The 10,294-nt window shown below is 63.6% G+C and carries 8 protein-coding genes and 2 pseudogenes; 2 read left to right on the top strand and 8 right to left on the bottom strand.

Annotated elements, in window-relative coordinates; translation table 11 throughout:
• A partial coding sequence (locus G205_RS16145) for a DUF4192 domain-containing protein (RefSeq protein WP_009358923.1) occupies positions 1–1,028 on the bottom strand: 1,028 nt, incomplete at its 3' end.
• Positions 1,029–1,641: 613 nt separating this feature from the next.
• Here G205_RS16145 and G205_RS16140 point away from each other — a divergent pair.
• Positions 1,642–2,280 carry an NERD domain-containing protein gene (locus G205_RS16140; RefSeq protein WP_009358922.1) on the top strand — a complete coding sequence of 213 codons (639 nt, stop codon included), beginning with the start codon at positions 1,642–1,644 and terminating at the stop codon, positions 2,278–2,280.
• A gap of 912 nt (positions 2,281–3,192) precedes the next feature.
• On the opposite strand, the gene G205_RS21960 is transcribed toward G205_RS16140, so the two are convergent.
• Positions 3,193–3,489 carry a universal stress protein gene (locus tag G205_RS21960; protein ID WP_338058426.1) on the bottom strand — a complete coding sequence of 99 codons (297 nt, stop codon included), beginning with the start codon at positions 3,487–3,489 and terminating at the stop codon, positions 3,193–3,195.
• Between G205_RS21960 and G205_RS24105 the strand changes: the two genes are divergently transcribed.
• Positions 3,371–3,817, top strand: a complete 447-nt coding sequence (locus G205_RS24105; RefSeq protein ID WP_420874314.1) for a three-helix bundle dimerization domain-containing protein — start codon at positions 3,371–3,373, stop codon at positions 3,815–3,817. The genes G205_RS21960 and G205_RS24105 overlap by 119 nt on opposite strands.
• An 86-nt stretch (positions 3,818–3,903) precedes the next feature.
• On the opposite strand, the gene G205_RS16125 is transcribed toward G205_RS24105, so the two are convergent.
• The 6 genes and pseudogenes from G205_RS16125 to G205_RS21260 form a co-directional block, all read right to left on the bottom strand.
• Positions 3,904–4,992, bottom strand: a complete 1,089-nt coding sequence (locus G205_RS16125; RefSeq protein ID WP_009358919.1) for a glycerophosphodiester phosphodiesterase — start codon at positions 4,990–4,992, stop codon at positions 3,904–3,906.
• Positions 4,993–5,233: 241 nt separating this feature from the next.
• Positions 5,234–6,181 carry a DUF6454 family protein gene (locus tag G205_RS16120; RefSeq protein WP_009358918.1) on the bottom strand — a complete coding sequence of 316 codons (948 nt, stop codon included), beginning with the start codon at positions 6,179–6,181 and terminating at the stop codon, positions 5,234–5,236.
• Between the two features lie 214 nt (positions 6,182–6,395).
• Entirely contained in the window at positions 6,396–6,770 is a 375-nt protein-coding gene (locus G205_RS16115) for a response regulator transcription factor (RefSeq protein WP_009358917.1), read from the bottom strand.
• Positions 6,771–6,899: 129 nt separating this feature from the next.
• On the bottom strand, positions 6,900–8,027 hold the full coding sequence (locus G205_RS16110) for an alkaline phosphatase family protein (RefSeq protein ID WP_235047004.1): 1,128 nt from the start codon (positions 8,025–8,027) through the stop codon (positions 6,900–6,902).
• Between the two features lie 355 nt (positions 8,028–8,382).
• Positions 8,383–9,696, bottom strand: a pseudogene (locus G205_RS16105) (alkaline phosphatase D family protein); the annotation flags it as partial.
• 281 nt (positions 9,697–9,977) lie between these two features.
• Positions 9,978–10,293: pseudogene (locus tag G205_RS21260) on the bottom strand (dihydroxyacetone kinase subunit DhaK); the annotation flags it as partial.
• Position 10,294: the final 1 nt, after the last annotated feature.

Below are 10,294 nucleotides of genomic sequence, written 5' to 3'. Positions count from 1 at the left end.
ATTTCGAAGGGCAGGGCTTTGTAGGCGGTGTTTTTGTTCATGTTCCAGCCTGCGACGAGGCCGGAGGCGATCATTTGGTCGCTGAGGCGTGCGAGGCGGTAGGTGGGGTCGGTGTCGAGGGCGAGTTGGAGGAATTGGTGTGCTTTGCTGCCTCTGCCTTCCCACCAGTTGATGTAGCCGATGGTGGTGAGGACCGGTGCTTGGTGTTGGGGGCTGGTGCGGGTGTAGGCATGCAGAAGTAGTTGTTGTGCCCACTCGATTCGTGACCATTTCGGGGCACCCTCGGTTTGAGCGAACAGGATGCGCTTCATAGGTTCGTCCAGTCCGGGGATGTCCGCGATGAGCCGGTCACGGATGGCTGGGAATTGAAGGTTTGCGACCAGTGCGTGACAGTCGTCGTCGCTGGGGAAGGACACGGAGTCGAGCATGCCGGCCCACAGTTCCCTGGCCCGAGATGTCGCGGTCGTAGTCGGGAGGGCTTGGATAGTGTCCATATGGCGTTCGACGGCGGCCGCCTTGATGGCGCTTTCGTTGGTGGTGGGGAGTGTGATGCGGTTGGTGGGTTGGACGGTGCTGCCGCGGTAGATGAATTCGGCGTTGATCGCGCTGGTCTGGGTGGAGCTGACGGGTAGGGCGAGTTCGTGTCCGGGCTCGCCGTCGTAGGGGGAGAAGGTGTCGTCGCCGACGAAGAGTCCGTCGCGGATGGTGATGCCTTGTTCTGAGAGGACTCCGGTGAGTGCGGCGATAGTGGCGGCGTGGGGTTTGGGTTGTCCGGGCTGGCAGGGTTCGCTGGTGTAGACGGCGAAGAGCAGGGACGTGGCTGTGGTGTCGCTGGTGAGGTAGTGGGCGACGGTGCGTGCGTAGGGGAGTTCCTGCCCGGGTAGGCGGGGGAGGTCGATCCGCAGTGTCGCGCCGATGCTGTTCTCGTTCAGGGTGATGCAGACCAGGCTTTCCTTCGGCCAGAAGCCGAGGGTGTGCCCGATGAAGCTGAGGACGTCCGGGGGTGTCTTGATGGTGAGCTTTTCCATGATCCTGTTCCTTTACCCTTGGTGTTTCCGTGACTTTTCTGCGGTTGTTGGTGGTGGGCGTCGTTCTGGTAGGGGACCATCCGCTGGGGTGGGGCCGGAGTGCAACTTGGGGGACCGGCAACGGGACCGAAAACTTCATCCCCAGGCAACGCTCCACAGCGTCGAAAGCAGAAGTTTTCGGTTCCGGGGCCGGCGCAGTAGCGCCCTGGTTGCGCGGAGGACCTGCCCAGCGATCATGGGGCATATCAGAATGACAAGCAGCGATGGAGCTTCTGCTTGTCCATCAGCGGCACGCGGCTCAACGGCATGACGGTTAGAAATCAAACTATGGTTGGTCGGGCGTCCGCCGTATTCAAAATTGAGGTTCGGGTTATTGGAGCCCTAGTTCACGAGGATTAGACTCGCGGCACTGGTTCGGCCGGTGCGGCGGATTTTTGGGGGCAACGTGGGTTCTGACTTACGCGTTTTGCGGCAGTATGGCATCTTGCCCGAAGACTGGCGCTGGTTTCGCGCCCATGGGCCGGCGAAAGTGACAGCTACTCCGCGTTATCGGGCTGTGGTAGGGCGGGTCCTACATGGATCTCTGCTGCGGATAGTCCTGGTTATTGTGTCCATGGTGGTGGCGATGCCCGCGATCACGTTGCTGTCTATCGTGACTCGTCTAAGCCTTTATCAACTGGCTCCGGTCACTCTTGCAGTTCTGGTGACCGGGACGGTCCTAATCGTCGTCATTCTGACCAGATTGATCAAGAGTGTGCGGCACGCCGGGGCGGAAGCTCTCCGCGAGGAGTTATCTGGCCGAGTATTCGGTTCACCGGGGATGGTACTGGCTGCCGTTGAAAAGTACGGCCAGGGCAGAGCCGAGGCCGGTGCACGGGGAGAAATCAGCACAGCTCTGCTTCTGGAGCTGCTGCTGCGCATCCCGGGCGTCACCGTTTACCACGGCCTGCAGTTCCCCGGGAACGATGACGCAGACGTGGACCACGCTGTTGCCTTCCGAAACATCGTCTACCTGCTGGATTCCAAGCTCTACCGGTGGGGGCAATACGAATGGAGCACCACCGGAGAGAAAGATCTCATCGTCCGCTCGGACGGTTATGGGCGAGGCACGGCAAACTGGATGCACGTCGCTGCCCACGGCTACCAAAGACTGCTGGGTCCACACGTCGAAATCGTTCCCATGGTGCTCATTCACGGCCGCAAAGTCTCAGTTGGGCACAGAAGCGTTTCCTCCGAGGTGTGCATATGCTGACCGCTGGCGAGGCTATGGAACGGATAGGCAACACCATTCACGGCGCACTCGAGATCGGGCAGGACAATCCCTCCGTCCGGGAGGCCCTGGCACGTAAATTGAAAACGGCCTGAGCTGAATGCCCGTTCGTTTTTACCGGCGCGCAAGTTTCGCATTGTCTACGACGGCGGGTTGGGTCGGCGTAAATTGGCGTGTGTACATTGTCCACACTTTTCGTCTCGGATCGGGTCCTACATCCCTTGGAATGCTCCGGATTCCGCATGTTTTCGCGGGTTCCCAGTGTTTGCAAGGGCGGGAATGCGGTTCGAGTCCCACCTCGGGCACGCAAACCCCCTCGTCAGAGGGGGTTTTTCTTTGTGGGCGTGTGTACAAAGCTTTGGCCCGTTGACTCTGACGCTTGGTTCGCGGTCTTTGGCCTGGCCGCCGCGGTGGCCTATTTGGGTGTGTGGGTGGCGGGTTCAGGTCCTTGGCGGGTGGGTCCTCCGCCTGCTGCGGGCTAGGATCAGGTGGTTCCTCGTTCCGGTACTGTCGGGTTGGTCTCCGGTGGGCCAACACCTGTTCATGGCTTTGGGCTGCGAGTACGACATGATGAACTCAAGGATGGTGTCTACACCTCGTCTGCTTATTCAGAGTGGGCTGGGGATATGTCCACTGTCACGTGCGGGCACATGATTTCCTAGTCCAGGCGCCAGAAAATGGAAAGACCGAGACCAGCCGGACACACCACCGGCTGACCTCAGGTTGTGGTGGCGTTCCGGCTGACGGCAGACATCGCATGGGGTGTTGAGAGGTATGCAATGCCCGTCTGCCACGTTCACGTGTGTGACGGGTCGCGCATTCTTAAACGCCGAAACACGTACCGCGCCCGATCTGCAGGTTGAGTTGCGGTACGTGATCGGCGTTCACGTTTCCTTACGCTCGGATTGTCAGGACCGGGCAGTCGGCGTTCAGGAGGATGCTTTGGGCGGTGCTTTCGAGGAGGAGTTTTCCCACCGCGGAGGGCCGTCGCAAACCGAGGACGATCATGGCAGCTTCTCCGCTGGTGGCGATGTCGAGAATGTCCGTGGCCGGGTCGCGGCCGATGTGCTGGATGATCTCGTGTTCCAGGCTGGATGCCTGCAGGGTGTTGTCGAGCGCTGTGAGTTGGCTGTCTTCGGCCAGGTTGGTGTCGACGTGCGGTTCTTCCACGAATCGAAGTGTCGGGGACATCCGCCGTGGTGCCCACGCATCAAGGACGACCGTCGAAGGTCGCTGGTGTCCGCAAAATGATGGGCAGGTGGCCGACCCGGCCGGACGAAAAAAATCCAGACTTGAATTTAGGGGTGGCTGCCCCGAAACTCTCCGAATGGGAGTCATCGAAGAAATGCGGGCACTTGGCCATGTCGTGGACCGGCTCGCTGAAAAGTACCCGGACGTGCCGCGGCATCACATCGAAGGCATCGTTGAGCAAGAGCACAGGTTGCTCGACGCCGGCAGGGTGCGGGATTACGTTCCGATCCTTGTCGAGCACGCTGTCAGGGACAGGCTAAGACAGTAGCTGCATGGCGGGACTCTGGTCCGGAGATGCCAGGAAACCCCTTCCCGGTGATGGGACAGGGGGCTTCCTGGCTTCGTACTTACCGGTCAGCTTCTTCCCGGCGCAGATGCGCCGGGAACGAGGGTGTACTGCTTGGGCAGCTTCAGTGATCGTTCGGCCATGACCTCGTGCAGCCGGTCCGGGTAGTCGGTGATCAGTCCGTCGACGCCGGCGTCCATGAGGGCGCGCATGGTGGGCTTATCGTTGACGGTCCAAGGAATGACCTGCATGCCCGTGGCATGGGCACGGTCCACCATGTCAACGGTCACGTAGGGGGAGTAGCCGGCGTCGGTGACCTTGCCGTCCTGGGGTGTGCCGTGGACGGGGGAGATGGCGTCGAAGCCGAGGAAGGATGCGGCCTGGACGAGGTCCCCGCCGAAGTCGTCGGAGTCGATGCCGCCCAGCCAGGGTGAGGCGCCGGGCTGGCCAGCCTGCAGGAAGTCCTTGTTGGTCAGCGCGACCGTGCGCAGGCCGGGCTCACGCTCCTGCACCAGGCGCAGCGCGCCCCAGTCGAAGCTCTGGATGGAGACCCGCTGGAGCATATCCGCTTCCTTGATCTCGCGGAGTGCGACGTCGACGAACTGTTCCCGCGGTGCGGTCTGCTCGGGTGCGCCGGCTTCGACCTTGGTTTCGATGTTGAACTTCACCTGGCTGGCCCGGTAGCTGCGGGCCAGTTCGAATACTTCGGCCAGGGTCGGCATCTTCGCGCCGGGGGATGCCTGCTGGCCGGGGTACTTGGGCAGGGTTTGGGAGCCGCAGTCAAGGCTGCGGACCTGCTCGAAGGTCAGGTCCTTGATGTATTTGCCGGCGTAGGGGAACAGGGGGTCGCCGGCCGTGACCGGTGCCGTGTCCCGGCATTTTTGGGCGCTGATCTTCCGGTCGTGGGTGACGACTTCACGGCCGTCCTTGGTGATCTGCAGGTCCAGTTCGATGGTGCTCACGCCGGTTTCGAGGGCCTTGGCGAAGGATGCGAGCGTGGATTCAACGGTGAGGCCGAGCCCGCCGCGGTGGGCCTGGAGGTCGAAGTGGTTGGCCGTGCCGTTGGGGTTGGTGTCCGCTGCGTGGGCCGGGAGGGATGTTCCCAGGGCCATGCCGGCGGTCAGGGCAGCCGCGGTCAGCAGCTTGGTGTACTTCACGATGATTCTCCGAATCGTGTCATGGGGGATTAAGCACGCCCAAGCATTCCTGCAACCGCCATACCGCAGGGGACGCTGAGGCAGCGCACACATGACATAGAGGTGAACGCGAAGTGTGTCACGGCGTGTACACCGGTGCCGTCTGGCAGCGGCGCAGGAGGGGGAGCAGCCCGCAACCGTGTATGGCGGGGCGCCTGGACAGAGGGAATGCCCTATGTACGGTTGCGGACTGCCCAGTTAATCAGGGGCGGGCTTCGAAGATGATCAGTTCGGTGCCCGCGTTTTCCTCGCCGTCGTCGGGGGCGGCGAACAGGCGCAGGACATCGCCGTCAGATTCCAGCGCAACCGGGTTGCGTGTCACGGAGTGGCCGGCGGTGGAGAATTTCTGGAAGGGAACCTCATGGGCGATCCTTCCGTCTGAGAGGTCGGTCAGGGCCAGGCCGCCGAGCTCGAAGGGGTTCCCGTCAGCGGTCTTGAGGCCGGTCACGCCGGAGCAGAGCTGGTGTCCGGCGCCGGCGTACTCGCAGTCCTGGTAGTCAATGAAGTGGCTGGGGTTTGCCTGCGAGCCCAGCAGCGCCCCTTGGCGGTTCCAGGTGAACAGCTTGCGGGAACCCCAGCTGACGCCGCTGACTCGGTTGGTTTTGCGGTCGGCGACGACCCCGCCGACATGGTCTGCCTGGCGGAACTGTTCCGTGACCTCGTAGGTGTCCGGGTCGATGGTGTAGACGATTGAGCTGCTGTTGGGCCGGTACTCGGCTACGGGAACCCAGATCTTTTCGCCATCGAAGTCCGTGCCGCCGGGGTGATAGATGGTGTCCTCGCCCAGGACGATGTCTTTCAGGAGGTTTCCTTGCCGGTCGAGGACGAAGACGTGTCCGCGGCCTTTGCCGGTGGTGCGGTCGTAGCCGTCGACAGGCGAGGGGTAGCGGACCGTTGGTTCAATGATTTCGACGCTGCTGAGGAAGATTTTGTCGCCGACCAGCGACATGCCCTGGGGATGGTAGGTCGGGAAGTCGAGTTTGAGCTTTTGGACCTGGTTCCACTGGGTGTTGCGGTCGACTTTGGCAAAGGCTTCCGCTTCTGCCGTGAGGCCCTTCGGGGTTTGGCCGTTGGTCGCCACAGCGGAGGTGCCCGCTGTCAGGGCGGCTGCGGCGATCGCTGTGATGGCCAGGACGCGCTTCATCTTCATGTCTGCTCCAGGTGAGTGATGGGGATGCCCGGTAGGGCGCGAACCAACTTAGGCGCCGGGGATGGCAGGAGAAACAACAACAGGTGTCCAAAGGATGAAACGGCAGGATGCAGGCCTGTCACCGCGGGTAGGAGCTTGCCCCTGTTTGTGGCTTTACAGGCACCCACCGATGCCCGCCGCCGGGTGCCAGGTTCAACAGGGTACGCGGCTGTGGCTACGCACCGCCTTCATGAGGTGCGAGCATGTCCTGTGCATGCTCCATCAGCGACCGGGGCCGGAATGGCTTGGTCATGACGGCATTTGCGCCGGCTGCCATGAATTCGTCTGCGAGGTGCGGGTAACCGGTAAGCATGAGGACGGGCATATTGCTGAAGCTGCGGATCCGCCGAAGTACGTCTAGTCCGTTCAAGCCGGGCAGACCGTGGTCGAGGACGACGATGTCAGGTACTTGCTGTCTGGCCGAGATGACACCGACTTCGCCGCTGGCCGTCGTGTGCGCCTCAATGCCGCAGAGTCCCAAAACCCCTTTTATCAAGCCAGCAATATCCTGGTCATCTTCAATGACTACGGCTGTTTTTTCGGCGGACACACCTTGTTCTCTCTTTTGGACCATTCATAGCGGCTCATGGCAACGAATTCGTCCTCTTGATGCCCGGCCATGGATGTGGTTTTGGTTCCACAAGCAGCCCGTCGCCCAAGTCGGGCCGGGCTTTTTGCCCTATGCCGTGAACCCGGTCATCCTTGCCGTGCCGTCGTAGCCGCCGGAAGGTGCCTTGAGCCCGTAGAGGCCACCGACAGTCGGGGCCACGTCCACCGTCCGTGCCGGGTCTGAAGAAGTGCGGCCGCGGGCCACCTTGGGGCTGCCTCCGGAGATAAAGAACGGGATGGGCTCGGTGGCGGGATGCCCGTGGTTGCCGGGAATCGGATTGGAGACGATGTACGGGTCAGAGAACCGCCAGCCCGCGCGGCAAAAGGCCACCAGGTCTCCGGCCTCCGGCCCCAGTCGCAGCTCGGCAGGTGCGTGTACTGACAGCACACCGGGGTGGGCCTGGACCAGGGATCGCGCAGCCTGGAGGCCGCTTGCCTTCTGATCCGCAGGGCCGGTCCAGTACAGCAGGTCCGCGCCGCCGTTCTGGGCAATGGTGAGTGAGGACCTGAGGTCCGGGCGTGCCTGGAGGATCAGGTCCACCGAGATGACGTTGGTGGGCAGCGACCAGTCCATGGAATGATCTGCAAGCACGACAAGGACGCTGGACTCCCACTTTCCGGTATCAACCAGGTGATCCACCAGCCGGCCCACCTGCAGATCGGTGGCGGCGAGGGCGGCTGTGCGCGCTGCCTGGAGCGTGGTCCCGGTCAGGTCCGAGTGGCCCATGCGGTCGACGTCGCCGAGGTTGGTGAACGCGAAGTCCGGATCCGGGCCGCTGACGATGGCCAGCAGCGCATCCATGGTGGCGGCGTCCGGGGCGTGTCCGGTGACCGGCAGCAGCGGATAGGGCTCCCAGCGGTAGCTCGCCCGCGTGCCGAAGATGCCGTACAGGTACTCCTTGCTCAGGACGGAGGCAGTGGTGAGGCCGGACTCGCGCAGGCGTTCAAGCAGCGTTGGAAAACGGAGGTCGGTTTCGCGGTCCATGTCCCTCGCTGCCCCTTCGGCGGGATCGAAGACCGAGTTCGCGGGGACTCCGGACCTGTCGGGCCGCACGCCGGTCATCATCATGACGTGATTCGGGATCGTCTCCATCACCGGCAGCGACCTCGCGGCAGGGAAGTTGGTGCCCTCCGCCCGCAGGGCGGCGAGCCGCGGGGTCAGTCCCGGCGTGATCTCGTCCGGCCGGCAGCCGTCCACCACAAGGACGTAGGTGCGCGTCCGGGCGGTGCCGGGATTCGTCGTCGGGCTGGCCCACGCGGTTCCGGCCGCCGCGGAAAGGACGACGGCGGCACTTCCGGACCCGGCAAGGCGCAGGAACTGGCGGCGGTCCGGGTTCACAGGGCGCCTCCGGTTGCCGGAACGGCTTTGCCTGTGCCGGCACCGACCCTGAACGAGGTGGACAGTGTGGCTGCCGAGGCCCGGGCCGTCCGGTCGGCAAGGACGTACCAGTCCATCCGAACCCCTGCGGGCGTGACGTCCAGGACGGAGTAGCGTGGGAGTCGAAATCCAGGTACTTCACGTGGGGGTTGGCAGTCCTGATGGCTGCCTCCACGGCCAGGGAGGAGGTCCGTGGCGGAGTGTTCATTATGTCGTCGAGGTTGTCGCTGGTCACCGACGTGCAGACGAGTTCAGCCGCGACCGAGTCGCCGGTGGTGGGGTAAGTGAGGGGATCCGCGGGAATGTCGCAGGCCCAGCCGGAGTGGATGTCACCGGTGAGGAAGACGGTGTCCTTGACGCCCTGGTCCCGCAGGTGCCGGATCACCCGGCTTCGGTCTGCCTCGTAGCCGTCCCATTGGTCCACGTTGTAGGGGACACCGTCGATGGTGGTGCCACCCATGAGCTTCTGGACGCCCGCCACTTCGGCCAGGCTGAGCGTCGATGGAACCCTGACAGGGGCAATCATCACGGGGTTGCCCACCAGCTTCCACTGAGGACCGCCGGAGGTGAGGTTGCCCAGCAACCAGTCCATCTGTGCATCGCCTGTGATGGTCCGGTCCGGGCTATCCACCGCGGGATCGAGCCCGTTGGCAGCCTGCTCACTCCGGTAGGAGCGGAGATCCAGCATGGACAAGCTGGCCAGGGAGCCGAAATCAAGCCGGCGGTACAGCGGACCGCCGGGCTGGTAGCGCACGGGCATCCATTCCGCATAGGCCTGGTTGGCCGCAGCGCGGCGTGCGGCCCACAGGCCTTCCGCGCCCTCGGTGTGGTTCTCTGCCCCTCCGCTCCAGGCGTCATTGGCCGCCTCATGGTCGTCCCACGTGACGATGAAGGGTGCAGCGGAGTGGAGCGCCTGCATATTGGGATCGGTCTTGTACTGGGCATGCCTGCGCCGGTAGTGGGACAGGGTGGTCATCTCGACGGCGGGATCGTGCGGGCGTACCACGACGTCCCTCGCCTGGTATTCCCCTGGTGCGTACTCGTAGAGGTAATCGCCGAGATGCAGCACGGCGTCGAGGTCCCCGCGCTGGGCAAGATGGCGGTAGGAGCTGAAGTAGCCAGCCTGGTAGTTGGCGCAGGAGACGACGCCGAAGCGGAGGCGCTCCACCTGCGCTCCGGCCGCCGGGGCAGTCTTGGTCCGGCCGACCGCGGACACCGCGCGGCCAAAGGTGAAGCGGTACCAGTAAGGCGTGCCCGGCTGCAGTCGGCCAGCGACCACCTTCACCGTGTGGTCACGCTCCGGCCCGGTCTTCACAGAGCCCTTGGAAACAATCCTGCTGAAGTCGGGGTCCGAGGCCACCTCCCAGTTCACGGTCGCGGCCGGGCCGAGTCCTGAACCAGGTGCGGCTTCCGGACTTGGGTTAACCCGCGTCCAGAGCACCACGCTGTCCGCATATGGGTCACCGGAGGCCACCCCATGCGCGAACATTGGGTCAGCCGCCTGAGCCGGCTGGAAGGCAAGAGTTGCAGCTCCGGTCGCAACAGCGGCAAGGCCGGCCGAACGGAGTACCTGGCGTCGGGTGGGTGAAGGAACGTACTGGCGGGTAACAAAAGGCATGTACTCCAGTATCCCCACCTCCCACTGACCGCAAGCACGAGTTCGCCGAATATTCACCATCGGGGCACCGAATGTTTTGAAGCGAAAACCGGTGAGTACTCTAACGCGGCCCCCTACGACGCTCCATAGCCCGGCGACCCCTCCTTCGCCAAGCGACACACTCCCTCGCGGCGGAGGCGATCCTGGGCCTGCGTGAAGTGCAGGACGTCGCCGGCGTAGTTGCCGTAGCCCAGGAGCACGCCGCCGCCGTTGTGGGCAGTCTTGGCCACGTTGTAGATCTGCTGCGCGGACGGGGAAGCGAAGAGGTTGCCCATTGCAGCGCCGTGCGCCAGGCCCTGGCCCCACCAACCCAGCGAAGGCCGGGTAGTGGCCTGAACCGCCGCCGATCACCAGGGCCACCGTGTCCGGTGTGCTTCTAGTATTGCGGACAACGCCGCCGGAGACGCGCTTGACCCAGCGGTCGTGAGCG

The organism is Arthrobacter nitrophenolicus (genome assembly GCF_000332815.1).
In the GTDB taxonomy this organism is placed as follows: Bacteria; Actinomycetota; Actinomycetes; order Actinomycetales; family Micrococcaceae; genus Arthrobacter; species Arthrobacter nitrophenolicus.
The sequence above is the reverse complement of the archived record's forward strand: the minus strand, read 5'-3'. Positions and strand labels throughout refer to the sequence as shown.

Excerpts from the sequence above, each read along its gene's own strand:
- G205_RS24105 (WP_420874314.1), top strand. The coding sequence starts at position 3,371 with ATGATCTCGTGTTCCAGGCTGGATGCCTGCAGGGTGTTGTCGAGCGCT.
- G205_RS16120 (WP_009358918.1), bottom strand. The coding sequence starts at position 6,181 with ATGAAGATGAAGCGCGTCCTGGCCATCACAGCGATCGCCGCAGCCGCC.
- G205_RS16140 (WP_009358922.1), top strand. The coding sequence starts at position 1,642 with ATGGTGGTGGCGATGCCCGCGATCACGTTGCTGTCTATCGTGACTCGT.
- G205_RS21960 (WP_338058426.1), bottom strand. The coding sequence starts at position 3,489 with ATGTCCCCGACACTTCGATTCGTGGAAGAACCGCACGTCGACACCAAC.